The organism is Microbacterium sp. NPDC055442 (genome assembly GCF_053644215.1).
On record NZ_JBSHLF010000001.1, the window covers coordinates 409,365 to 433,566 of the forward strand.

At 68.2% G+C, this 24,202-nt stretch carries 17 protein-coding genes and 1 tRNA gene; 3 read left to right on the forward strand and 15 right to left on the reverse strand.

Features of this window, described 5'->3' with window-relative positions:
* Positions 1-7 precede the first annotated feature (7 nt).
* From ACWIBS_RS02015 to ACWIBS_RS02025, 3 genes are read right to left on the reverse strand one after another with little or no spacing between them, the layout of a single operon-like run.
* Positions 8-3,073: a type I restriction endonuclease subunit R gene (locus ACWIBS_RS02015; protein WP_376128052.1), complete on the reverse strand. Its 3,066-nt coding sequence runs from the start codon at positions 3,071-3,073 to the stop codon at positions 8-10.
* Positions 3,074-3,102: 29 nt separating this feature from the next.
* Positions 3,103-4,386, reverse strand: a complete 1,284-nt coding sequence (locus tag ACWIBS_RS02020) for a restriction endonuclease subunit S (RefSeq protein ID WP_376128053.1) — start codon at positions 4,384-4,386, stop codon at positions 3,103-3,105.
* Positions 4,383-6,413 (reverse strand): type I restriction-modification system subunit M, encoded by a 2,031-nt coding sequence (locus ACWIBS_RS02025; RefSeq protein ID WP_376128055.1) that lies wholly within the window; start codon positions 6,411-6,413, stop codon positions 4,383-4,385. Before ACWIBS_RS02025 ends, ACWIBS_RS02020 begins: the two co-directional genes overlap by 4 nt.
* A 402-nt stretch (positions 6,414-6,815) precedes the next feature.
* On the opposite strand from ACWIBS_RS02025, the gene ACWIBS_RS02030 reads away from it, so the two are divergent.
* A complete protein-coding gene (locus ACWIBS_RS02030) occupies positions 6,816-7,955 on the forward strand; it encodes a tyrosine-type recombinase/integrase (protein ID WP_376128057.1) in 1,140 nt (379 codons plus the stop codon).
* Positions 7,956-8,164: 209 nt separating this feature from the next.
* On the opposite strand, the gene ACWIBS_RS02035 is transcribed toward ACWIBS_RS02030, so the two are convergent.
* Together ACWIBS_RS02035 and ACWIBS_RS02040 are read right to left on the reverse strand one after the other, a co-directional pair.
* Positions 8,165-8,236, reverse strand: a tRNA-Arg gene (locus ACWIBS_RS02035).
* Positions 8,237-8,278: 42 nt separating this feature from the next.
* Positions 8,279-8,641 (reverse strand): nuclear transport factor 2 family protein, encoded by a 363-nt coding sequence (locus tag ACWIBS_RS02040; RefSeq protein WP_376128058.1) that lies wholly within the window; start codon positions 8,639-8,641, stop codon positions 8,279-8,281.
* Between the two features lie 158 nt (positions 8,642-8,799).
* Between ACWIBS_RS02040 and ACWIBS_RS02045 the strand changes: the two genes are divergently transcribed.
* Positions 8,800-9,075: a Fe-S cluster assembly protein HesB gene (locus ACWIBS_RS02045; protein ID WP_454136367.1), complete on the forward strand. Its 276-nt coding sequence runs from the start codon at positions 8,800-8,802 to the stop codon at positions 9,073-9,075.
* A 65-nt stretch (positions 9,076-9,140) separates the two neighbouring features.
* Here ACWIBS_RS02045 and ACWIBS_RS02050 read toward each other — a convergent pair whose 3' ends face one another.
* From ACWIBS_RS02050 to ACWIBS_RS02085, 8 genes are all read right to left on the reverse strand, one after another.
* Positions 9,141-9,809, reverse strand: coding sequence for a polyamine aminopropyltransferase (locus ACWIBS_RS02050; RefSeq protein ID WP_376128094.1), 669 nt, complete (start codon positions 9,807-9,809; stop codon positions 9,141-9,143).
* Between the two features lie 126 nt (positions 9,810-9,935).
* Entirely contained in the window at positions 9,936-13,553 is a 3,618-nt protein-coding gene (locus tag ACWIBS_RS02055) for an error-prone DNA polymerase (protein WP_376128062.1), read from the reverse strand.
* Positions 13,554-13,874: 321 nt separating this feature from the next.
* On the reverse strand, positions 13,875-15,659 hold the full coding sequence (locus ACWIBS_RS02060; protein WP_376128064.1) for a DNA polymerase Y family protein: 1,785 nt from the start codon (positions 15,657-15,659) through the stop codon (positions 13,875-13,877).
* Positions 15,656-16,363: a hypothetical protein gene (locus ACWIBS_RS02065; protein WP_376128065.1), complete on the reverse strand. Its 708-nt coding sequence runs from the start codon at positions 16,361-16,363 to the stop codon at positions 15,656-15,658. The genes ACWIBS_RS02060 and ACWIBS_RS02065 overlap by 4 nt, the downstream gene beginning before the upstream one ends.
* Before the next feature lie 160 nt (positions 16,364-16,523).
* Positions 16,524-17,090 carry a cysteine hydrolase family protein gene (locus tag ACWIBS_RS02070; protein ID WP_376128066.1) on the reverse strand — a complete coding sequence of 189 codons (567 nt, stop codon included), beginning with the start codon at positions 17,088-17,090 and terminating at the stop codon, positions 16,524-16,526.
* Positions 17,091-17,362: 272 nt separating this feature from the next.
* Positions 17,363-17,860 carry an HNH endonuclease gene (locus ACWIBS_RS02075; RefSeq protein ID WP_376128068.1) on the reverse strand — a complete coding sequence of 166 codons (498 nt, stop codon included), beginning with the start codon at positions 17,858-17,860 and terminating at the stop codon, positions 17,363-17,365.
* 849 nt (positions 17,861-18,709) lie between these two features.
* Positions 18,710-19,573 (reverse strand): M23 family metallopeptidase, encoded by an 864-nt coding sequence (locus ACWIBS_RS02080; RefSeq protein WP_454136370.1) that lies wholly within the window; start codon positions 19,571-19,573, stop codon positions 18,710-18,712.
* Positions 19,574-19,777: 204 nt separating this feature from the next.
* Complete coding sequence (locus tag ACWIBS_RS02085) at positions 19,778-20,479, reverse strand: metal-dependent transcriptional regulator (RefSeq protein ID WP_376128070.1); 702 nt, start codon at positions 20,477-20,479, stop codon at positions 19,778-19,780.
* Between the two features lie 131 nt (positions 20,480-20,610).
* Here ACWIBS_RS02085 and serC point away from each other — a divergent pair, with 131 nt between their 5' ends.
* Positions 20,611-21,729, forward strand: coding sequence for a phosphoserine transaminase (gene serC / locus ACWIBS_RS02090; protein ID WP_376128072.1), 1,119 nt, complete (start codon positions 20,611-20,613; stop codon positions 21,727-21,729).
* Between the two features lie 933 nt (positions 21,730-22,662).
* Here serC and ACWIBS_RS02095 read toward each other — a convergent pair.
* Together ACWIBS_RS02095 and ACWIBS_RS02100 are read right to left on the reverse strand one after the other, a co-directional pair.
* Positions 22,663-23,361, reverse strand: a complete 699-nt coding sequence (locus ACWIBS_RS02095; protein WP_454136373.1) for a DUF3027 domain-containing protein — start codon at positions 23,359-23,361, stop codon at positions 22,663-22,665.
* 415 nt (positions 23,362-23,776) lie between these two features.
* Positions 23,777-24,160 (reverse strand): cold-shock protein, encoded by a 384-nt coding sequence (locus ACWIBS_RS02100; protein WP_376128076.1) that lies wholly within the window; start codon positions 24,158-24,160, stop codon positions 23,777-23,779.
* Positions 24,161-24,202: the final 42 nt, after the last annotated feature.

Below are 24,202 nucleotides of genomic sequence, written 5' to 3' on the forward strand. Positions count from 1 at the left end.
TCGTTCCTCAATTTGGACCCACACTTCTGAAGTGGTCATAAAGCATGGCGGGGAGCGCTTTACTCAACGCCGCGAACAGCCCGCTGTCGCCGAGCAGTTCGTCAATGAAAGCGGGCGTCTCGTCTCGCACTTCGACGACTGCCTTGGTGAACGCCCTCGGCAGCGCCGGCGACTCGGCGAATTGTTGCGGCGTGTTCACTTCGGCCTGGCGAGCAAGTTCGACGTCCAGGGCGAGCTTGCCGACGATGTGGTTCATCTGCAGGTCGATGACGCCGACGCCGTACTTGTCGCCGAGGCGTTCGTTGAGCTTCTGGATGATCTCCTCGAGCGCGCTGCGGTGCTTCTCGTGGATCGCGCCGGATCCGATCGCGGTGATCGGGTCCAGCCCCGGTCCCTGCTCGAGGTTGAGCTTGACCGCTTCGCCTGCGGAGATCTTGTAGCCGACGAGCGTCACGTCCGAGATGTCGACCGGTTCGAGGATTGTCGCAGTGGACAGCTGGGGAAGGATGCGGCGGAAGAAGTAGTGCCGACGGGGTAGGTCGGTGTCTTCGAGGTTGCGGGCCTGGGAGATGAAATCGTAGAACTTCACGAAGTTTCCCACGTCCGCCTTGAAGAGCCGCAACTCGTCCTGCTCGGATTTGTCGTCGTCCAGCACAGCTGCGACCCACCGCTTCTGGAACCGGTCCACCGCCGGGGCGGTCGCCGCCGACACCTTCGAGTTCACGTTCACCCCACCGGCGAGTGCGGCATCGAACGCCTGCTCGACCTCCGTCATGTCGTAGATTCCTGCGGCGTCGAGCTTGACCACGAGGTCGTAGATTAGGTTCGGGTCGGTCGTCGCGGTGAGGGTCGCCTTCCGGTAGTACGGCAGGAACGCGTCCAGCACCTCGAGGGGATCGTTGACGAAGTCGAGAACGAACGTCTTGTCCTTGCCCGGGTAGGTGCGGTTCAGGCGGGACAGGGTCTGCACGGCCTGGACGCCGCCGAGCTTCTTGTCGACGTACATCGCGACCAGGCGGGGCTGGTCGAACCCGGTCTGGAACTTCTCGGCCACGATCATCACGTTGAATGTGGCCGGTTTGAATGCCTCTGCGAGATCCGACGGAACCCCCGGATTCTGAGTGCGCTCCGTCAGCCCCTCGCCAACGTCGTCCGGGTCTTCGACGGTGCCTGAGAACGCAACCAGCGACCGCACCCCCAGCACTCCGGAGTCCGCGATGTACTTGTCGAGGTACTTCTTCCACCGCACCGCCTCGATGCGCGATCCGGTGACGACCATTGCCTTGGCCTTGCCGTCCAGCAGGGGCTGCACGAAGGTGCAGAAGTGGTCGACAACAATCTTTGCCTTCTGGCTGATGTTCGTCGGATGCAACCGTACGTACTGCACCAGCGCCTTCACCGCGGTCGACTCATCGACCTCACCGGCGTCGTCGTACTCCGAGTCGGGATGCTGCAGCCTCCACGCCACCTTGTAGGGCGTGTAGTTCTGCAGCACGTCGAGGATGAACTTTTCCTCGATTGCTTGCTGCATCGAGTACAGGTCGTACGGCTCCGGCAGACCCCCACCCTCTCGCACACGCCCGAACAGCTCGAGCGTCTTGCCCTTCGGGGTCGCTGTGAAAGCGAAGTAGGAGATGTTCGGAGCGGACGCCGTGACCTCCATCGCCCACTGCAGGTACGCCTCCGAGTTGATCGGCGCGCCTTCCGCGACCGCGGCCTGCTCATCCGGCGACAGCACCTTCGTCAACGCGCCCGCGGTCGACCCGGTCTGCGACGAATGTGCCTCATCCGCGATCACCGCGAAACGACGCCCCTGCAGCTCTGGCAGGGTCTGGATCGCGGTGATCAGCGCCTCGAACGACTGGATCGTCACGATCACGATGTTCTTGCCGCCAGTCAGCGCGGCGGCGAGCTGCTTCGACTTCGACTCGCCCGCGTCCTTCGTGATCGACTGCACCACCCCGGCCTGCTTCTCGAACTGGCTGATTGCATCCTGCAGCTGCTTGTCCAGCACCGTCCGGTCCGTGACCACCACGACCGTGTCGAACACGCGCACGTTCTGGTTGTCGTGGAGCTGGGAGAGGCGGTGCGCGAGCCACGAGATCGAGTTCGTCTTCCCCGACCCCGCCGAATGCTGCACCAGGTACCGGTTCCCCGGCCCCTCCACCCGCGCCGCCTCAACCAGACGGGTCACAGCCCGCCACTGGTGGTATCGGGGGAACAGCACCTTCTCGGTCTTGGTCTTCTTGCCTGTGTCGGGGTCGACATCGACATCGACCTGCAGGTGCACGAACGATCCCAGCAGCTGCAGCCAGGTGTCGCGCTGCAGGATCTCCTCCCAGAAGTACGAGGAGGCCGACCCGTTCGGGTTGACCGGGTTCCCGGCGCCCTCATCCGCGCCCTTGTTGAACGGCAGGAAACGGGTCGCGGCGCCGGCGAGCTTCGTCGTCATCCGCACCTCGGAGTTCGACACCACGAAGTGCACCAGCGACCGCTTCGCGAACCCGAACAACGGCTCACCCGCCGGCGACCGGTCGAACCGGTACTGGTTCACCGCGTTCCCGATCGACTGCGTGAAGTCCGTCTTCAACTCCAACGTCGCGACCGGGATACCGTTCACGAACAGCACCAGATCCAAGGCCTTGTTCGGATGCTTCACCGAGTAGTGCACCTGACGCACCACCCGCACCCGCATCTTCGCGTACGCCTCGAGCGTGTCAGGGTTCTGAGTCGTCGCCGGCCGGAACTGCGCCAACCGGAACTTCACCGCACCCCCATGCAGCGGCACCATCGAGAACCCCTCATGCAGAATCCGGATCGTCCCACCGTTCTTCAACGGATCCAGATCCAAAGACTTCGCAAGGCGATTCAGGATGCTGTCGCCCGCGGCCTTGCGCTGCGTCTGAGTGTCACCGGGCCGAACAACCTTCGCGAACTCGATAGGCTGCGAGTCCGCCAACCAGCTGAGCACGTCCTCAGGGAACAGCGCGAGCTCACGGTTGTAACCGGCATCGGTCGGCGAATACAACCAGCCGTTCGCGGCGAGACGCTCCGCGATCTCGTTCTCGAGCACCGATTCCAGATGCGACCCAGCAACACCACTCACACAGCCACCCCCACATCGATCTTCCCCGTCACAGCCGCCGAGATCAGGGCGGCACGACGCTCCCGCGCCAACGCGACGCTGTGCCGCGCTGTGCCTACCGCAGCGTCAATCTCCGCCGTCCGTCGCTCCACCTGCTCAGCGATCGCGCACTGTTCACGGTAGGGCGGCACTGCGACGTACTCGTTGAAGTACGCGGACTGGTCGAGGTTCTGGATCCCAGTCGACTGCTTAAGCGACTTCTCGGTGATGCGCAGTCGATACATCGCTCCATGGACGTACGTCCAGAACTGGGGATCCATTCCGGCTCGCAGCTCTACGCGAGCTACGAAGTTCGAGCAAACTGCCGGCTCATCTCGGTCGTACAGCACGACGAAGCCGACCGGGGACTTCTCACCCCCACCGGATTTCTCGAGCAGCAGATCGCCGTTCCGTAAGACCCGACCGGCTCGTTCAGACGCACTCAGTTTCCGAAGAGTGTGCGCATCGTCGTGGATCCGCTGCTTTGGCCGATCGAAGTCAGCGACACGCACGCAACGGAGATCCTCTCCCCCCCCTTCTGGGTCAGCACCCCAGACGCCATTCCGGGCGCGAGCTACCGTCGAGGCCAACCGCTGAACCGACCAGTGGCTTGGGACATCTCCGAGCCACTCGACACCGCTCGCTGCCAGCGGGGCTGAGGCATCGATACCACGGGTAACAGCGTGCGCGATGACCGCAGCGCGGCGCTCGGTGAGGAGGGTGATGAGGTCCTCGTTCTTCGCGATGAACGCGTCGATCTGTGCCGTCTCCCGATCCAGATAGTCGGCGATGGCTCTCTGTTCGGGGAGCGACGGGACCGGCACCCGCTTGGAGGCGACGGTTTCGACCGATATTCCGGGCTGGGCCGCACTGGTGGAATACTGCCCGAGGTCCATGACGGAGAGGATGTAGCGAAGCCATTCAGGATCACAGCGGCGTCCCGAGTAGGCGACAATCGCGTGCTCGGTTGCGTAGACCTTGCCGTGTCCTATCCAGACTTTCCCACACAGGGCACCTTGTCGGCCGATCATGGGCGCCACCGCGTCGACATTGAACGAGTCCGTGTACCCGCGGAACCCGCCGCCGCCGTACACGGGATACTCACCTGACTCATTGATCCGAGCGCTGTCGATAGCGTCGCCACTCTTGAAGCGCGCAATCAGACCGAGCTTGATGGTTTCCCAGGACGCCGGGATCTTGTCGTCGCTTAGCCACTCGATCCCACTGTCCCGGTAGTCGGCATGCGGCCTGTGACGCTTCACGCCTCCACCTGGTTGAGTATTGCGCGGAGTTCGTCCATGACGGCGTCGAGGTCGCGGTCGATCTCCTCAAGTGGACGGGGTGGGATGTACTGGTAAAAGTGGCGGGTGAAGGGGATCTCCGCGCCTTCCTTGGTCTTGGAGTAGTCGACCCATGCGTCGGGCGCGTACGGGAGGACTTCACGGGCAACGTAGGCGTCTGCATCCTCGTCCCATGGCACGTTCTCGGTGTCGCGGAGCGACGGATCGGCCTCAGGGTCCCCCTTGGCGTCGGTGCAGGTGTCGGCGGTGTCGTCCTGCTCGCCGAGCTCCGTCGTCACGGTCTTGAGCAGCGGTGCGGGGAGGGTGAGGCCTTCGGCTTTCGCGGCGTCCTTTAGCGCCTTCTGGAACTCGGCGCGGTTCTTCCACACTGTGTCAGTGCCGAGCCGGTCGAGAGCGGCGCGGAGGGCGGCGGAATCCGTCTCGTTCAGTTTCTGGATGGCCTTGGCTTCGAAGACGGTGTCGATGCGCTCGGGGGTGGCGTGCCAGTTGAGTTTGAGTAGACGTTCGACGGTGATGGTGCGATAGAGGAATTCCTCGTTGCGGAAGATCTTCGAGTTCTTGCCTTCCTCGAACTCGGCGTACAGGCCGACGATGGTCTCGATGTTCTTCGGCGAGAGTTCGTTGCGCTTGGAGCCGAGGGTCTTCGGAACCTTGGTAAACATCTCGCGCCCGTCGATGAGCTGGACCCGGCCCCTGCGGTCATCGGCCTTGCGGTTGGTGAGGACCCAGATGTATGTGGAGATGCCGGTGTTGTAAAACATGTCCTTCGGCAGCCCGATGATCGCCTCGACGAGGTCGTTGTCGAGCAGCCACTTGCGGATGTTCGACTCGCCACCTCCGGCACCGCCGGAGAACAGCGGTGACCCGTTCAGGACGATCGCGATGCGGGAGCCGCCACCTTCGGGTGTGCGCATCTTCGACACCAGGTGGAGGAGGAATAGCATCGCCCCGTCGCTAACGGTGGGGGTGCCGGGGCCAAAGCGGCCGTTGAAGCCGAGCTTGGTGTGTTCGTCGTCGACGTAGGTGCGCTGGTCTTTCCAGTCGACGCCGAAGGGCGGGTTGGAGAGGCTGTAGTCGAACTTCTTGTCGTCGAAGGCGTCTTCGGTGAGGGTGTCGCCAAGGGCGATGTTGTCGACGTCCTGGCCCTTGAGGACCATGTCGGCCTTGCAGATCGCGTACGAGGCGTCGTTATAGTCCTGCCCGTACAGGTTGAGCTGTATGCCCGGGTTCAACGTGCGGAGGTACTCGTCAGCGACGGAGAGCATGCCGCCCGTGCCGGCGGTCGGGTCGTAGATGGACCGCACCACACCTGCTTTCGACAGGGCGTCGTCGTCGAGTGCGAACAGCAGCTCGACCATGAGCTTGATGACCTCGCGCGGGGTGTAGTGGTCACCGGCGGTCTCGTTTGACTTCTCGTTCGCGAACCGGATGAGCTCCTCGAATACAAGACCCATCTGGATGTTGCTGACCGTGCGGGGGTGGAAGTCCGCCTGCGCGAACTTCTCCGTCACCGCGAACAGCTTGTTCTTCTCCGCCAGCTTGTTCAGCGTCTTGTCGAACTCGAACCGCTCGAAGATGTCGCGCACGTTCAGGGAGAAACCGGCCAGGTAGGAGGACAGGTTCGCGCGGAGGTCGGCTGGATCGGCGACGAGCTTGCCGAAATCGAAGGGTGACGCGTTGTAGAACTGGTGACCGGCGGCTTCCTGGAGCTTGATCGCCTGCAGCATCTCAGGGAGCGTCGCGATGGACTTCGCGGCCTCGAGCACAGCAGGCTTCGTGTCGGCGAGCACGGCGTCGAGGCGGCGGAGCACCGTGAACGGGAGAACCACCGACCCGTACTCAGAGGGCTTGAACGGACCGCGAAGGGACTCGGCGATGTTCCAGATGAAAGCGACGTGATTCACCACAAGTGAGCACTCCTGCTGTAGAGCAACGAAAAAGCGGCAATAACGCCGCGAACCCTCCCATCCTGGCGCAACTCTCTCCACTATCCGCTCACTCGTCAAGGAGTCCTAGCGTGAGTTGATTCCTGCGGCCGCCAGCACAAGCAGCGCTCACGTGTGTTCTCGAGCAACTCGTAGATCACTCAGTCCGCAGGCTCTCCGACAATCAGCAAACCCAGCGATCGGGAAGCGGCGCAGTGCTCGTCGTCGAACGGCTGCTAAGGGACGCGCGCCAGCGCGGAGTCTGCAAGGAGTGAGCGACGAGAACGGAGCCGCGACCGATCGCTACTCTCTCGGCGTCGGAGGGAGGCGCCCCTCCACGCGGCGCCAGTTGGCGACGTCTTCCTTCATCTATCCACATCTCGTCTCAGTCGCGTTGACGACGACCGATCGGTGTCCGACACTGTCCCGATAGGGACCGTCAATCCGCACCGAACGGAGGTCGAGATGGGCTACATCACCCCGTACGAGACGGCGAAGGGCCGCCGCTATCGTGTGCGCTATCGCAAGCCCGATCGCACCGAGGCGGAGAAGCGCGGCTTCACGACGATGCGTGAGGCGAAGCTCTACCTCTCGATGGTCACGGTGTCGAAGTCCAAGGGCGAGTACATCGATCCGTCCTCATCCCGGGTTCCGGTCCGGATGTTCGCGGACAGCTGGCTGAAATCGAAGCAGCCGCCGATGTCAAAGCCGTCGTATTACGCGACGCTCGAGCAGGGTTGGAAGAACCACGTCGCGCCGGTGTGGGCTGACCGCGAGATCTCGTCTATCCGGCGCTCAGAAGTCCAGGATTGGGTGTCAGATCTCGCGGCGAGGAAGTCGCGTACGGTGGTTCTTCGCGCGCTGGGGATTCTGGCCGGCATCCTTGACGTTGCGATCGACGATCGTCGCCTCGCGAGCAATCCGGCGCGCAACATTCGCAATCTTCCTCGGCACGGGCCGGGCAAGCGACGCATCTACCTCACACATGACCAGGTGGCGACGCTGGCGGCGTGCTCAGCACATCCCACGCTCGTCTTGACACTGGCGTACTGCGGTCTGCGCTGGGGGGAGGCGACGGGGTTGCGGGTGCGCAGCGTGAACCGGCTGCGCCGGCGCTTCGTGATCGAGGAGAACGCCGTCATGATCGCCTACGAGATCCACGTCGGTACGCCCAAGACACAGGAGCGCCGCTCAGTCCCCTACCCGGCGCGTCTCGCCCCGATGATCGAGCAGGCGTGCGCCGGCAAGGGCCCGGAGGGACTGCTTTTCGGCGACGGGGTCAATCACATGCGCAACTCAGGCGACAAGGGCTGGTTCGCGAACGCGGTGCGGCGGGCGCAGGAGTTCGATCCGTCGATCCCGCGGCTCACTCCGCACGACCTCCGTCACACAGCCGCGTCCCTCGCGATCAGCTCGGGAGCAAACGTAAAGGCCGTGCAGCGGATGCTCGGCCACGCGTCGGCTGCGATGACACTCGACACATACGCCGACCTCTTCGAGGACGATCTGGACGAAGTCGCGACGCGGCTGAATGCGCAGATGCCGTTGGTGGCGCTACCGTCGGGTCCGCAGACTCGCTACGCCCGGCCGCAACGACTGCATTAGCAGCGGGGAGCAGATTGCTCACTTTTTCGACAGGGCTGGATCCTGTGCGAAACGCTTCATTTTGGCGTTCTAGGACGCCGATCGAAGGGCCTTGAAGTGGCTTGTCGGTGTGCCCAGAGTTTGATAAATGCGGGCAAAAAACGGGCAAAAACGCGATCTTTGTGGTCTGACCACAGAAGGAATCCCCGGTCAGAGGCAAAAAACGGCTGTGCCCCTGGAGGGACTCGAACCCCCAACCGTTTGCTTAGGACGCAACTGCTCTTCCATTGAGCTACAGAGGCTGGCCCGACCGAGTCTACCGGGGCTCCACGGCCGGGCAGCCGTCAGTGCTTGCGCTCGATCCACCACTCGGTGAACTCCCTCGCGCGGCCGTCGTCGGCGAACCGCACGAGCCACAGGTTGTCGTACGTCCCGACCTTGGCGCCCGCGGCATACGTCGTGACGCCGCGAATGGCGGCGGCATCCGTCGTCTCGATCTCGACGTGGCCGTCGAACGTCCACTCCCCCGGCTCGTCGCGCTCATCGCTCCACAGCGCGAGGATTCGGTCGATGCCGACGGCGGGTTCGAGATCGTCGGGCGACCCGCGATACACCGCATCGTCGGTGAACAGCGCGCGGATCGCATCGGGTTCGTTCGTGCGCCACGCCTCGACATAGCCGCTCAGAAACCGCTCCGCGTTGCTCATGCGACGACACTGGCACGACGCTCACCCCCGCGCCAGGGCGGTTCCTCCGTATTGCGTGGGAATCGGGGCGGATCGCCGGCGCACGGTTGCATCCCGGCGCGGATCTCGGAATCGTGGCCGGTCCTATTGCCCGAAACGGAAGGACCGACATGCTCACCATGACCGATACCGCCGCTGAAGCCGTCAAGGCGATCGTCTCGCGCGTGCCGAATGTGCCCGACGAGGGCGGCGTGCGCATCCGCGACACCGGCACCGCCGAAGGCTTCGAGCTGAGCGTCGCACCGGCGCCCGAAGAGACCGACACGGTCGTCGCCGAAAGCGGAGCGAACGTGTTCCTCGACGTCGGCGCCGCCGCGGCGCTGGATGACCGCGTGCTCGACGCCGAACTCGCGCAGGACGGCTCTGTGCGCTTCGCCCTGGGCACCCAGGGCTGACACGTTCCGCGAGGCGGGCTCCTGCGGGGGCCCGCCTTCGTCGTGTCAGAAGATCGCGTGCCTGATCACACCGTGCGGCTCTGGGCGACGTAGACCGTGTTCGACGAGGTTCCACCGGTGACGGGATTGTCGAAGTCCACGACATGCGCCGCACCGTCGTCGAAGACCTCGGCGAGCACGGTCATGAACTCCGCGTCGGGCGGGTCGTCCGACCACAGCGCGAAGACGCCACCCGACGTCAGATGCCGGTCGAGGGCGCGCAGACCGTCGGCCGTGTAGAGGTCGGCGTGGGTCGGGTCCAGCTGGTGCCGGGGGGAATGGTCGACGTCGAGCAGGATCACGTCGTACCGCGCATCCGCATCGACCGGCTCACGGCGCATCAGCGCGAAGAAGTCGTCGCTGACGAGCGTGGTGCGCGGGTCGCCGACCAGCTCACGCGAGGCGGGGAGCAGCATCCGCTCATGCCAGCCGATCACCGCATCGAGCCGATCGATCACGGTGAGCGCCGAGACGCGCGCGTCGCGCAGGGCGGCGACGGCGGTGTATCCGAGCCCGAGTCCGCCGACGAGCACGGTGAGACGGCTCCCGGATGCCGCGGCCAGCCCGAGGTCGGCGAGCGCCTCTTCGGCGACGGTGAACAGACTCGACATCAGATACTCGTCGCCGAGCTTGACCTCGTAGATCTCCTGCCCCACCGAAGGTTCCGACCGTCGCCGGAGGGTGAGGTCTCCCATCGGAGTCGGTTGCCAATCGAGCTCTTCGAACCGTGCGATCACAGACGTCCCGTCGTAGGGTGCCCACACTACGCGGCGGGGCGCTCCTCCCCTACTTCCCAGCTCGTCGCCCTGTGCTCCGGCGCATCAGCGGAAGTCGCGCGACTGGTGGTGCACGCCCACCCGCAGATCCTCGACGCGGTCGGCGACGAGGTTCGTCACCCCCTCGACAGAGCGTTCGAGCAGGCCCCGCACGATGAGCGCCGGCGCATCGCGCACGACCCTGCGATACCGGTTCCACACCCCCACCGAGCAGATGACGTTGACGATGCCGTGCTCGTCTTCGAGGTTGAGGAACGTGATTCCGGATGCTGTCGCCGGACGCTGCCGATGCGTGACAAGCCCGGCGACTTCGACTCTTCTCTCGGCCTCGTGCGTGCGCAGCTCGCGCGACGTGAGCACACCGCGCGCATCGAGCCTCGACCGGTAGTGCGTCAGCGGATGATCGTCGACCGAGACGCCCGTCGCCCACAGATCGGCGGCGAGCACGTCATAACTCGTCGGGTCGGTGAACAGCGGCGGCTGCACGAAGGCGAGCGAATCGGGCAGGAACTCGGCACGGTCCTGGGCGGCGGATCCGGCGAGCCACGTCGCCTCGCGGCGCGTGAGTCCGAAGCAGTCGAACGCTCCGGCGGTCGCGAGTGCTTCCGCCTGGGTGGCCGTGAGGCCGGTGCGGCGGACGAGGTCGCGCTGGTCGCGGTAGGGGCCGGCCGCGTCGCGCTCTTCGACGATGCGGGTGGCGACGTTCTTGCCGATGCCTTTGATAGCGGCGAGACCGAGGCGCACGGCGTAAGCGCCGTCGCGGCGGTGGGCGGCGGAGTCGTCGGGGGCGGTGGGGTCGAAGTCGCCGGTGGGGGGCTGGTGGCGGGCGGTGCAGGAGGGGAGGCCGGTGGGGGGTCTCGACCCTTCGGCGGGCTCAGGGACCGGTTCATGGGGAGGGGGCGACCCTTCGGCAGGCTCAGGGACCGAGGCGGGCGACCCTTCGGCGGGCTCAGGGACCGGGGCGGGCGACCCTTCGGCGGGCACAGGGACCGAGGCGGGCGACCCTTCGGCGGGCTCAGGGACCGAGGGCTCGAGCAGGGGGTCGACGCTGGAGGCGTGGAGGTCGGGGCGGCGCACCTCGACGCCGTGGCGGCGGGCGTCGGCGACGAGCGTCGCGGGTGAGTAGAACCCCATCGGCTGCGCGCGCAGCAGCCCGGCGAGGAACGCCGCCGGATAGTGCAGCTTGATCCACGAGCTGGCATAGACGAGCAGCCCGAACGACAGCGAGTGCGATTCGGCGAACCCGAAGTTCGCGAACGCCTGGATTTTGGCGTAGATCGCGTCGGCCTCCTCTCCCACGAGGCCGTTCCGCGCCATCCCCTCATAGAGCTTGGTCTTGAGCGAATCGATGCGTTCGATGCCGCGCTTCGATCCCATCGCGCGGCGCAAGAGGTCGGCATCCTCACCGCTCACCTCGCCGATCGCGACCGCCATCTGCATGAGCTGCTCCTGGAAGACCGGCACCCCGAGCGTGCGCTCGAGCACGGGCTTGAGCTTCGGATGGGCGTACGTGACCTCTTCGCGCCCCAGCTTGCGCCGCACATACGGGTGCACCGCCCCGCCCTGGATCGGCCCTGGCCGGATCAGCGCGATCTCGATCACGAGGTCGTAGTAGCGTCGCGGCTGCAGTCTCGGCAGCAGCCCCATCTGCGCGCGGGACTCGACCTGGAACACTCCGATCGAATCGGCCCGGCACAGCATGTCGTAGACCCCCTTCTCTTCCTTCGGCAGGGTCGACAGCTCCCACTCCTCCCCCGTCGCGGCGCGGATCATGTCGAAGCAGTACTGCAGGGCGGCGAGCATCCCGAGGCCCAGCAGGTCGAACTTGACCAGGCCCATCCAGGCGGCGTCGTCTTTGTCCCACTGGATGACCGTGCGCCCCTCCATGCGCGCGTGCTCGATCGGCACCACCTCACCCACGGGCCGGTCGGTGAGCACCATGCCCCCGGAGTGGATACCGAGGTGCCGCGGCGCCTTCAGCAGCTCACCGGCGAACTCGAGCACCTGATCGGGGATGTCATGTGCGTCGGCAGGCCCGGCAACCGAGCGGCCCGAACCCCCCGCGCCCCCAGGTGGTCGAGTAGCCGACGACGTCGGCGTATCGAGACCCGGAGCCCACCGCTCGACCTGCTTCGACCAGGCGTCCTGCTGCCCGGGCGAATGCCCGAGCGCCTTCGCCATGTCGCGGATCGCGTTCTTCGGCCGGTACTGGATGACATTCGCCACCTGCGCCGCCCGCTCGCGCCCGTACTGCTGGTACACCCACTGGATGATCTCTTCGCGCCGGTCGGAGTCGAAATCGACGTCGATGTCGGGCTCCTCGTCGCGCAGCGACGACAGGAACCGCTCGAACGGCAGGTCGAAGGCGATCGCGTCGACGGCGGTGATGTCGAGCAGATAACAGATGGCACTGTTCGCGGCGGATCCGCGCCCTTGACAGAGGATGCCGCGGCGCCGAGCCTCTTGCACGATGCCATGCACGATGAGGAAATAGCCCGGGAAGTCCTTCATCTCGATGACGCCGAGCTCTTTTTCGATGCGGGCGCGGTTCGCCTCGGACAGATCGGGATACTTGCGCGGCACCGCCTGCCACACGAGGTGCCGCAGCCACGACATCGGCGTGTGCCCCTCGGGCACCTTCTGCTTCGGCAGGGCGGGCTTCGCGCGCCGCAGCGGGAACGCCAGCTCATCGGCGAGCGGCACCGTGCGGGCGACGGCATCGGGATGCCGCGTGAACCGCTCGGCCATCTCGGCCCCCGAGCGCAGGTGCGCTCCGGCGTGCGCGGGCAGCCATCCGTCGAGCTCGTCGAGTCCGCGGTTGGCGCGCACGGCCGCGACGGCGGCGGCGAGCAGCTGGCGCTGCGGCACCGCATAGTGCACGTTGTTGGTCGCGACGGTCGGCAGCCCCTTCTCGCGCGCGAGCCCGGCGAGCACGTCGTTGTCGCGGGTATCGAGCGGGGAGCCGTGGTCGATCAGCTCGACATAGACCCCGTCGCGGCCGAACAGGTGCACCAGGCGGTCGAGTTCGCCCGCGGCGGCGCCTGCTCCGGAGGCGCCGAGCGCGCGGCGCACGCTGCCCTTGCGGCATCCGGTCAGCACGGCCGTGTGCCCCGCCAGCTGCGCCGACAGCTCGTCGAGGTCGTACTGCGGCCGCCCCTTCTCTGCGCCCTGCAGCTGGGCGTGTGTGAGGGCTCCCGCGAGGCGGTGATACCCCTCTTCGCCGCGCGCGAGCACGAGCAGATGCTCGCCGACGGGATCGGGCTGGCCCGCCTGCGGGGCGGGCAGATCGAGCGACAGTTCGGCGCCGAACACGGTCGCCAGCTGCCGCGTCTCGGCGGCTTCGGCGAACCGGACGATGCCGTAGAAGCCGTCGTGGTCGGTGACGGCGAGCGCGTGCAGTCCGAGCCGCTCGGCCTCTTCGGCGAGCTCTTCGGGAGAGGAGGCCCCGTCGAGGAACGAGTACGACGAGTGCGCGTGCAGCTCGGCGTAGGGCACGACGTCGGCGGGGCGCTCGATCGGCATGGGCACGTAGGGTCCGCGCTTACGAGACCACGCGGGACTGTCGCCGCCGTCGGCTCCGGCGGGGCGGTGATCGGGGCGGCGCCGATCGCTCAGCACGCGCTCGAGGTCGGACCACGACACCGACGGGTTGTTGAAGCCCATCAGTCGTCCTCCCGCCCTTCGACAAGCTCAGGGACCGAGCCAGGGGCGAGGGCGGGGGCGGGGGCGAGGGGCGACCCTTCGACAAGCTCAGGGACCGGGGCGGGGCCGGGGGACGACCCTTCGGCAAGCTCAGGGACCGGGGCGGGGCCGAGGGGCGACCCTTCGACAAGCTCAGGGACCGGGGCGGGGTCGAGGGGCGACCCTTCGGCGAGCTCAGGGGCCGAGCCGGGGGCGGGGGGCGACCCTTCGGCGAGCTCAGGGACCGAGCCGGGGGCAGGGGGCGACCCTTCGGCGAGCTCAGGGACCGAAATGCCCATCAGCTCAGTCATACGCCCCCTCCGCCGTCCACCGGCCGCTCTCGCAGACGAGCAGCCATGCGGCGCCGTCGGCGTCGACGACCTGAAAGCGGTGGGCGCGGCGTGCGCGCGCGGCATCCCACCCTCGTTCGATGACGGGCCAGGGCCCCGCCCACGCCTCGATCGCGCGGCGGCGGCCGCCCTCGACGAGCACGCCGGGCGCCGCCGAGAGGGTGCCGCGCTCATCGACCTCGACGGCGTACCCGCCGAGCGTGGTCACCTCGACCGTCGGCGGCTCGGTGAACACGGTCGTCGGCAGCGGGTCGGGAAGGCTCCCCGGCCACGGTCGCGCGCGCTCCCTGTCGAGCACGGCGCGGTCGCCCCACGGCACGAGCACCTGCCGTTCGGCGAGCCAGCGTCCGCCGCCGATCGCGGGGGTCGCGACGGCGCGGTGGCCGAGCATCGCCTGCACGCGCGAGAGGGCGTGGTGCACGTGCTCTTCGGGACCCGACCCGAAGATCGCGGGGAGGTGGTGCGCCGCGGCATCCACCGCTTCGGGTGCGATCCGCACGAGGGTGACGCCGCTGCGCAGCGCCTCGGAGTCCTCGCCCAGCTGCCACCGCACACGGTCGACGACGGCGGAGGCGTCGAACGACGCCGGATGCAGCCACACCCGCTCGCTGCGCTCACCCCGATCGCCGACGAGCTCGACGCGCAGCTCGGTGCAGACGAGATCGAGCGCGCCGAGTCCCCCGATGAACTCGTCGGCAGCGATGCGCATGCCGAACGCGACCTGCTCGACGATCTCGATCGGCGGCTCGAACGCGACCTCGCGGTGCAGCTCGGGCGGTGGCGTGCGGGGGTCGACGGGCTGCGAGTCGCGCCCGCCCGCGAGCGCGTGCAGACGGATGCCGCGGGGTCCGAACCTCTCGCGCACGCGCTCGTCGGGCATGGCCGCGAACGCGCCGAGCGTGTGGATGCCCAGGCGCGTGAGGAGGCTGATGAGGTCGTCGGGGGCGTGTTCGGTCTTTTTGGCTGCGGTGTTGTCGAGCGCGGTGATGGGGAGCGGTGCGAGGAAGCCGGCCGCTCCCCCGGCGGGCACCGTGAAGATCGGCTCGGCACGGGTGGATGCCGCCATCGCGGCCCGCTCGGCCGTGAAGGGTCCGTCGGCGATGCCCGCCCGCACGTCGGGCAGGCCGAGCTCGCGCAGAGCGGTGACGAGCACGCGCGCGGCGTCGACCTCGCCGCCGTAGTAGCGGGCGGGGCCCTTGGCCTTGAGGGCGCAGAGTCCGGGGCGCACGAGCTGGACTCCGGGTGCGCGCTCTTCGATGCACGCGATGACCGGGGCGAATGCGCGGTGGTCGCGGGCGTCGTCGGCGGGGACGATCTCGAGCGACGGGCAGCGCGCCTGCGCGTCGCGGCGACGCTGCCCGCGGCGCACGCCCTCGGCCCGCGCGGCAGCCGAGCACGCGACGACGCGGTTGGCGTGGACGATGGCGATCGGGCGGGCGGCTTGGGCGGGCGACCCTTCGCCCCCCGCCCCCGGTTCGGTCCCTGAGCTCGCCGAAGGGTCGCCCCCCGACCCCCACTCGGTCCCTGAGCTCGCCGAAGGGCCGACCCCCGGCCCCGACTCGGTCCCTGAGCTCGCCGAAGGGTCGATCCCTGAGCGTGCCGAAGGGCCGACCCCCGACCCCCGGTCGGTCCCTGAGCCCGCCGAAGGGTCGGTCCCTGAGCTCGCCGAAGGGTCGATGGGGGTGAGTGCCGTGATCGGCCAGTCGGGGAACCAGAGCACGAGAGTGCGCACGCTCATCCGGCCTTCGACCATTCCGTGGGGCGTTCGGTGCCGTGCTCGACCCGGGTGAGCCTCGCGGGGGCGGCGGCGACCGTGCCCGCGGCATCCGGAAGCAGCATGCGCCCCGTGCGGGCCACGGGCCACCGTCGGCTCGCCGACGTCACGGTCACGGTGCGTTCGGCGAGGTAGCCGTGGCCGCGGCCGACGCCCGTCCACGAGGCGTCGCCGACCTCGAGCACGGCTTCGGCTTGCGGCCAGGGTCCCTGCACGAGCAGCACGGCGCCCCGGTCGCGCAGCCGGCCCGCGAGCCGGGCGATCTCGCCGTCGGGGGCACGCCCCGCCGGACGCACGGCGACGACCGGCAGCACGTCGGCGATCGTCGCGGCGACGGCGAGCCAGCGCCGGCCCGGGTCGGGCACGAGCACGAGGCGTGAGAGGTCGACGCCCATCGACTCGGCTGCTTCGGCGCCGAGGCGCGGCATCCCGATCACTCCGCACCACGAGCCGTCTTGCGAGGCGCGGGCGAGAAGGGCGAGCAGCAGCGAGGTCGAGCGCGGGAGCGAGTAGGCGCTGCCGGGGCGCAGTCCCCCACCGGGGAGCAGATCGGCCAGCGCGGGAAGCACCGGCAGCACGGGCGCATCGAGCTTGCGCCCCTGCATGCGCTCGACCTGAGCGCGCAGTCGGGTCAGCTCGTCTGCGTGTGCGGCCACGATCCCCCTCATTCCACCAGGCTAGAACTGATGTTCTATTAACTCAATCCCGTGGAATGACGCTACCCCGCACTTCCGACACCTATGTTCGACTCTTGACCGCGAGACTGCAACGGCAGGGCGAGACCGTGGGTGAACCCCACGGTCTCGGCGCTCGGTTGCAGTCTCGGCGTCAGAGGGGTCGGACGAGCGACGCCGTCGTCGCGATGCGGGCGAAGCCGCCCTCCTGCAGCACGAGCGCCGTCGAGGCCATGAGCTCCTCGGCCGTGCGCGTGACGACGCCGACGCCGGTGATCTCTCCGGACAGGTCGAACGTGCGCGTCGCATCGAGGGCGACCGTGACGTCGTAGCCGAGGTTGCCCGCCATGCGCGCCGTCGTCTCGACGCACATGTTGGTCTGGATGCCGCACAGCACGAGCTGCGTGATGCTCTGCTCCTGCAGCCAGGCGTGCAGATCGGGGTCGCCGTAGAACGCCGAGTTGACGTCCTTCGTGACGAACAGAGCGGGGTCGACGGCGGCGACGGCATCGACGAGCGCGTTGCCTTCGTGCGACGGCGCGAGCGGCGATCCGGACGACGTGGAGTCGTGCCGCACGACGACGATCGGCTCGTCGGCGGCGGTCCACGCCTCGATGAGCGCCGCGACGTGGGCCTCGCACGCGGGGTTGGTCGTCGCACCCCAGAAGTCGAGGTCGTCGAAGGCGCGTTGCATGTCGATCACGATGAGAGCTCGGGTCATGGGCCCATCCCATCACGCGCACCCCGGCCCGCGGCATCCGTCGGCTGCCAACCCTCGCCCGAAAACCGCGAGACTGCAACGGCGCGCCGAGAAAGCGGGTGAACCCCACGGTCTCGGCGTGCCGTTGCAGTCTCGCGGTCAAGAGGGGGCGCGGGTGCGCGCGGGCGAGCGCCGGGCCGGCGAGGCGAGCGCCGGGCCGCGGGCGAGCGTCGCGCCGGCGAGGCCGCGCTCGAGCGCACCCGCCCCGACTCCCCCGCGCTCGAACGACCGCGTCAGGCCGCGAGCGCCAGGTAGGGCTCCCAGCGGGGGTCGGCACGGTCGGTGCCGCGCACCGTCCACTGCCCACCCCGCGGGACGCCCGGCGACAGCCGCAGCTCCCACCGCATCTCCTGCGGCGTGCGGTCGCCCTTGATGTTGTTGCAGCGCAGGCAGCACGCGACGAGGTTCTCCCACGAATCGGCGCCGCCGCGCGAACGCGGCAGCACGTGGTCGATCGTCGACGCCGGCGTGCCGCAGTACGCGCAGCGGTGACTGTCGCGGCGCAGAACACCGCGGCGTGTCACCGGCACGCGTCGGGCCCCCGGCATCCGCACATAACGCGTCAACAGGATGACCGCGGGTCTGTCGTAGACCCCGCGCGCTCCCCAGACAGGATCATCTTCGACGAGTTCGATGACGGTCGCCTTCTGGTTCAACACGAGCACGATGGCCCGTTTGAACGACACGACAGCGAGCGGCTCGTAGCCCGCATTCAGCACCAGTGTGCGCATTGCTCATCCTCTCGAACGTCCGAGACGGCTTCTCGGGTTGTTCGGTTCGTGACGATGAGTTCGACGTCAGGGTACGAAAAAGGCGCTGTCGATTACAGACAGCGCCTTGGCGCCACGGTAGGACCGTGGCATCCGTTCGTGCAATGCCGCAGGACGAGGCGACCTAACGCATCCATGGTTCGGATGCGAGGAATGCTGCCCATGGGCTCCCTCCGCTTCTCTCAGCGTCGGGGATCAGGCTAACCCACCACACCGACACCGCGGCCGGTTGAGCGTGAACCGGAGGTGTCGTGTCGCCGACAAGCCGATTGCGCCACCGTCCCGCCGGCCCCGGCCACCGAACCGTACCGATCCCGTCGAACTCGACGTCGACGACGTACGCCTCGACCGAAACGGTCGGGTTCGACGAACCGCACCAGCCCGACCCGAGCGGATGCCGCCACCCGCCGTCGCCCGCCGGGTCAGCCGGCGTCACCGACGAGCCGATCGCGCCACCCGCCCGCCCCCGGCCACCGGACCGTACCGATCCCGTCGAACTCGACGTCGTCGACGTACGCCTCGACGGAAACGGTCGGGTTCGACGAACCGAACCGAACCGGTCCAACCCGACGTGAGCGGATGCCGCCACCCGCCGTCGCCCGACGGATCAGCCGGCGTCACCGACGAGCCGATCGCGCCACCGTCCCGCCCCGGCCACCGAACCGTACCGATCCCGCCGAACTCGACGTCGACGACGTACGCCTCGACAGAAACGGTCGGGTTCGACGAACCGAACCAACCCGACCCGACCCGACCCGACCAACCCAACTCAACCCGAGCGGCCACCGCCACCCGCCGTCCCCCGACGGATCAGCCGGCGTTGGCGACGAGCCAGGCCCACGGGTCGACGAGGCCGTTGTTTACGCGTACCTCGAAGTGCAGGTGGTTCGCGGTCGAGCTGCCGGTCGAGCCGACGAGTCCGATGAGCTGTCCCGCCTCGACCGACTGACCGGCGACGACCTGGCGGCTGCCGTAGGTCATGTGCCCGTACAGGGTCGACACGCGCTGTCCGGCGATGACGTGGTCGATGACGACCGCGACGCCGTATCCGCCGTAGGCCTCTTGCGCGATGCGCACGACACCGGCCGCCGCCGCGTACAGCGGCGTGCCGCCGGGGGCCAGCAGGTCGACACCCTGGTGGTAGCCGGAGTCGCCGATACCGCGGCCCTTCGTGAAGTTGAGGATCGGCCAGCGCACTTCGCCCGTGCCGGGCGAGACGAGGTTGATGTTGACGGGCACCGACGAGACGCTCGACGACGCGGCGGCAGCTGCCGCCTGTGCGCGGGCGCGCGCGGCCGCGGCTTCGGCGGCCTTCTTCTTGTTGATCTCGTCTTCGGTGGTCGCCGAGTAGCTGTCACGGGCGAGCTCGGTGCCCGAGGCATCCGAGGCGACGACGAGCGACTGCGCGTCGACGGCGGACATCTGCTGCAGCGTCTGACTGTCCTCGATCGGCATGCGCGTGCTGGCGGCGTAGGCGGGGATCGCGACGGTCGCGACGAGTCCGCCCACCATCGTCAGGATGACGAGGCTGCGCACCGGCCCATGTCTGCGGGCGGCGGTCGGTCGGGTCGGGCGCGTCTTCGTCGAGCGCTTCTTGATCCATGTTCGCGATGTCGCGGGGGTGACCGGACGGTCTTGCGACTCGATCGCGGTCTGGTCGTACTCTTCAGCCAAGCTGTCCTCCGGCGCCTCTGCGCCGTGGCGCTGGCTCGTCAACACTCGATGTCGGGGCACGATGTGCGGGTTTCACCGCGCAGACGACGAACCGATGAGGCAATCCGCGCGGAGTCCGTCGGCGGGCTTCTCACCTGTGGACCGTTTGAGGCTACCCGATGGTAACGAATCTGTCACGTTACCCACCTGGCAGACCCCTGGACGTCACGCCGCGTCGTCGAGCAGGAAGATGTGCGAGGCGATCTCGATGGGCAGTTCGAGGCCCTCGTCGCTGCCGTCCATCTGCACGAGCACGTAGCCCTCGTTGTACCGGAAGTCGCCCTCCGCGCCCGGCAGCACACCGGCCGATTTGAGCTGCTGCAGCAGTTCGGGATCCACCTGGGCGGGCTCGGCGAGTCGGCGCACCGTGCCGCGGATCGGCCCACCCGCCTCGTTCATGCGCGCGACGAGGCCCACGACGTCCTGCTCGAATTCGACGGCCGCCACGTCGCCGAGCTGGTCGAGCCCGGGGATGGGGTTGCCGTACGGCGACTCGGTGGGGTGGCCGAGCAGCTCGATGAGCCGGCGCTCGACCTGCTCGCTCATGACGTGCTCCCAGCGACAGGCCTCGTCGTGCACGTAGGCCCAGTCCAGCCCGATGACGTCGGAGAGCAGGCGCTCGGCGAGCCTGTGCTTGCGCATGACGTCGACGGCCTTCTGGCGCCCCGCGTCGGTGAGCTCGAGCGTGCGGTCTTCGGCGACGACGACCAGTCCATCGCGCTCCATGCGCCCCACGGTCTGCGACACCGTCGGACCGGAGTGGCCGAGCCGCTCCGAGATCCGCGCGCGCAGCGGCTGGATCTTCTCCTCTTCGAGTTCGAGGATCGTGCGCAGGTACATCTCGGTGGTGTCGATGAGATCAGTCATGCGGGCGCCCTCGTAACGATGGAACAGGTAAGGCCAGCCTATCCCGCAGGGCGGACACCGGGCCGCGGCATCCGGGTCCGGATCAAGGGCCCGGGTCAAGGGCCCGGGGCGGGCATCTCTAGAATCGACGCATGTCCCACGTGCTGCTCCCCCGCGAGATCCTGCCCTCCGACGGACGATTCGGGTGCGGCCCGTCGAAAGTGCGGCCCGCCCAACTCGAACTGCTCACCGGACGCGGCGCCGCCGTGCTCGGCACATCGCACCGCCAGGCGCCCGTGAAGGACCTCGTCGGCAGTGTGCGTGCGCGCATCGGCGAGATCTTCCGCCTGCCCACGGGATACGAGGTGATCCTGGGCAACGGAGGCTCCACCGCCTTCTGGGATGCCGCGGCTTTCGGCCTGATCGAGCGCCGGTCGCAGAACCTGGTCTTCGGCGAGTTCGGCGGCAAGTTCGCCAAGGCGGCCGCCGCCCCGTGGCTCGAGGCTCCCGACGTGCGCAAGGCCGAGCCGGGCACCCGCGCCACGCCCGAAGCCGTCGAGGGCGTCGACGTGTACGCCTGGCCGCACAACGAGACCTCGACGGGCGTGAGCGCGCCGGTCGAGCGCGTGCACGGCGACCAGGGCGCCCTCACCGTCATCGACGCGACGAGCGCGGCGGGCGGCATCGACTTCTCGGCGCACGAGGCCGACGTCTACTACTTCGCGCCGCAGAAGAACCTCGGTTCGGACGGCGGCCTGTGGCTCGCTCTCGTCTCGCCGGCAGCGATCGAGCGGATCGAACGGATCGCGGCATCCGATCGGTACATCCCCGAGTTCCTCAGCCTGAAGAACGCCCTCGACAACTCCCGCCTCAACCAGACCCTGAACACCCCCGCCCTCACGACGCTGCTGCTGCTCGATGACCAGCTGGGCTGGATCCGCGACAACGGCGGGCTGCAGTGGGCGGATGCACGCACGCGCGAGTCGTCGGATGCCCTCTACGCGTGGGCCGAGGCCGCTGCCTACGCGACGCCGTTCGTCGCCGATCCGGCCGACCGCTCCCCCGTCGTCGCCACGATCGACTTCGACGACTCGGTCGACGCCGCCGCCGTGGCCAAGAGCCTGCGCGCCAACGGCATCCTCGACACCGAGCCGTACCGCAAGCTCGGCCGCAACCAGCTGCGCGTCGCGACGTTCGTCTCGATCGAGCCCGACGACGTGCGCCGGCTCATCCGCTGCATCGAGATGACCGTCGAGGGCCTGTCGGCGTAGCCGGTAGGGCTGGACTGGGCTGAGCTGGGCAGGGTTGGGCTGAGCTGGGCCGCGTCCCGGTGCTACGCGCTACCGAAACCTGCACCCGCGCCCGTTTATCCAGGCGCGCCTGCAGGTTTCAGTAGCGCGAGCGGATGCTGCACCCCGACCTCACTCGCCGGGGTCATCCTCGTCGGGGTCGCCGCCGGAGCCATTGGCCGCGCAGCAGGCTGAGCTGAACTTGGCTGGGCAGGGTTGGGCTGAGCTGAGCCGCATCCCGGTGCCACGCGCTACCCAAACCTTCACTCGCGCGCGTTTATCCAGGCGCGCCTGAAGGTTCTGGTAGCGCGAGCGGATGCTGCACCCCGACCTCACTCGCCGGGGTCATCCTCGTCGGGGTCGCCGCCGGAGCCATGATCGCGTAGCAGGCTGGGCTGGGCTGAGCTGGCCTGAGCCGCATCCCGGTGCCACGCGCTACTCAAACCTGCACTCGCGCCCGTTTTTCCAGGCGCGCCAGCAGGTATTGGTAGCGCGAGCGGATGCCGCACCCCGACCTCAGCCGTCGGAGTCATCCCCGTCGGGGTCGTCGTCGGAGCCATTGGCCGCGTAGCAGGCTGAGCTGAACTGGGCTGGGCAGGGTTGGGCTGAGCTGAGCTGAGTCGCATCCCGGCGCCACGCGCTACCCAAACCTGCACCCGCGCGCGTTTATCCAGGCGTGCCTGCAGGTTTTGGTAGCGCGAGCGGATGCTGCACCCCGACCTCACTCACCGGGGTCATCCTCGTCGGGGTCACGGCCGGAGCCATGACCGCGTAGCAGGCTGAGCTGAACTTGGCTGAGCTGGGCTGGCCTGAGCCGCATTCTGGCGCCACGCGCTACCCAAACCTGCACTCGCGCCCGTTTTTCCAGGCGCGCCTGCAGGTTTTGGTAGCGCGAGCGGATGCTGCACCCCGACCTCAGTCGTCGGCGTCGTCCCCGTCGGGGTCGTCGTCGGAGTCGTCGTCGTCCGAGTCATCGTCGTCGCCCGAGTCATCGTCGTCGTCATCGTCCGAGTCATCGTCGTCGTCATCGTCCGAGTCATCGTCGTCCGAGTCGTCGAGCTCGTCGATGTCGACGCCGTCGACGTCTCCGGAGTGGAGGATCGAGGATCCGTCCTCGTCGAAGTCCGCGGCATCCAGGTCGTCGAGATCGTCGTCCAGGTCATCCTCGTCGAGGTCGTCGTCGGAGCTCTCGGCGCCGGGGTCAGCGCTCTCGGTCTCCGCGGCGGCGGCCTGCGCGGCCTGGTAGTCGGCGAGGCGCTCGTCCCACGGCACCCACTCGGGCGCGAGCAGCGCTCCGTCGCCCGGCAGCAACTCGGCTTCGAGCACCGTCGGATCCTCGTCGGCGGCGCGCGCGAGAGAAACGGTCCAGAACCACCCGGGGTAGCCGGAGAGACGGTTCTGGAACCGCAGCGAGACGACACCGTCGGCTTCGACACGGTGTCCCGCGGCGGGGCCGATCGTCGTCTCGGGAGTGATCTCCTTCAGCGCTGCGAGCGCGAGGTCGTGCGACGCGAGCAGCACGGCGTCCGGCGTCACGGGGGCCTCGGTCTCTTCGCCGTCACGGGCGGAGCCGTCCGCAGTCGAACCCTCCGCGACCGAACCGTCCGCGGTCACACCGTCGCGGGCAGAACCCTCCGCAGTCGAACCGTCGCGGGCAGAACCGCCCGCCGTCGAACCGTCGCGGACAGAACCCTCCGCGGCCAAACCATCGCGGGCAGAACCCTCCGCCGTCGAACCGTCCGCGGCCGAACCATCGCGGGCAGAACCGCCCGCGGCCAAACCGTCGCGGACAGAACCTTCACCGGCCGAACCGTCGCGGGCCGAGCCCTCCGCGGCCAAACCGTCGCGGGCAGAACCCTCACCGGCCAAACCGTCGCGGGCAGAACCCTCCACGGCCGAACCATCACGGGCAGAACCATCCGCGGTCGAACCGCCCGCGGCCAAACCGCCCGCGGCCGATCCACCCGCGTCGTCGGCACCGGTCGCGCCGGTCTCGTCCCGACCAGCGCCGGCGTCTGCCGCGTCGGGCTCAGGCATCGAGTTCATCGGCGACCTTGCGCAGTACCGCGGCGACCTTCTTGGCGTGCGAACCGCTCGGGTAGCGGCCGCGACGCAGGTCGCCGCCGATGTCGTCGAGCAGCTTGACGAGGTCTTCGACGATGATCGCCATGTCGTCGGCCGGCTTGCGCGAGCGCTTCGAGAGACTCACGGGAGCTTCGAGCACGCGCACCGAGAGCGCCTGGAGTCCGCGCTTGCCGTCGGCCACGCCGAACTCGAGGCGCGTGCCGGCTTTGAGCGTCGAGGTTCCCGTGGGCATCGCCGTGGCGTGCAGGAAGACGTCCTGGCCGTCATCGGACGTGATGAAGCCGAACCCCTTCTCCTCGTCGTAGAACCTGACCTTGCCGGTGGGCATGCGAACCTCGCTGGATGAACGGCCCGCGGATCGCGGGCAGGG